This window comes from Xanthomonas sp. SHU 166, assembly GCF_000364685.1.
Classification (GTDB): Bacteria; Pseudomonadota; Gammaproteobacteria; order Xanthomonadales; family Xanthomonadaceae; genus Xanthomonas_A; species Xanthomonas_A sontii.
Genome location: NZ_AQOJ01000835.1, coordinates 1 through 949 on the forward strand (window position 1 = coordinate 1; position 949 = coordinate 949).

A 949-nucleotide genomic window follows, 5' to 3' on the forward strand; every position below is an offset into this window, starting at 1 on the left:
ACCCTGCGCCAGCTCGGCCTGCGCGTGGACGGCAGCGACGCCAGCGCGGCGATCGCCCTGGGCGACCTGGACGGCGTGCGCTTCCGCTACGACGCCAGCCTGCAGCAGGTGACGATCGACGCGCCGGTGGCGCTGCTGGACGTCGCCACCACCCGCATCGACGCGCGCGGCGGCGTGCCGTCGCTGCCGGCGACCAGTTCACCCGGCGCACTGCTCGACTACGACCTCTACGCCAGCCGCCAGGGCGGCGCCAGCAATCTTACCGCCAGTGGCGAACTGCGCGTGTTCGGCCTGGGCCAGGGCCTGCTGCGGCAGTCCTTCGTCGGCCGCGTGTACCGCGAGCCGCAGCAGGACTGGCGTGCCCAGACGATCCGCCTGGACACGCAATGGCAGTGGTCGCTGCCCGAGCGCATGACCAGCGTGGTGCTGGGCGACACCTTCAGCAGCAGCACCAGTTGGAGCCGCACCGTGCGCCTGGGCGGTGTGCGGGTGGGCAGCGACTTCGGCCTGCAGCCGTATCGCGCGATCACCCCGTTGCCGGAATTCCTCGGCGAAGTGGCGGTGCCGTCCAGCGTGGACCTGTACGTCAACGGCATCCGCCAGTACGGCGCGCAGCTGCCGGCCGGGCCGTTCCAGCTGTCCGCGGCGCCGGGCGTGGACGGCGCCGGCAATGCCCAGGTGGTGATCACCGACGCCTACGGCCGCACCCGCTCGCTGGCCTTTCCGTTCTATGCGACCCAGGATCTGCTGGCCAGCGGCCTGACCGACTGGTCGCTGGCGCTGGGCCGGGTGCGCGAGGAGTACGGCGTCGCCGATTTCGCCTATGCCGGCGACACCGTCGGCAGCGCCAGCTGGCGGCGCGGCCTCGGCCCGCGCTTCACCGCCGAGGCGCACGCCGAGGCCGGGGCCGGCGTGCGCAATGCCGGGGTCGGCGGCCTGTGGCTGTTGC

General features: G+C 73.2%; 1 protein-coding gene. It reads left to right on the top strand.

The window, feature by feature from the left end; translation table 11 throughout:
* Nucleotides 1-949 (top strand): fimbria/pilus outer membrane usher protein (locus D180_RS19175; protein WP_017914045.1); only part of this gene is annotated, 949 nt, incomplete at both ends.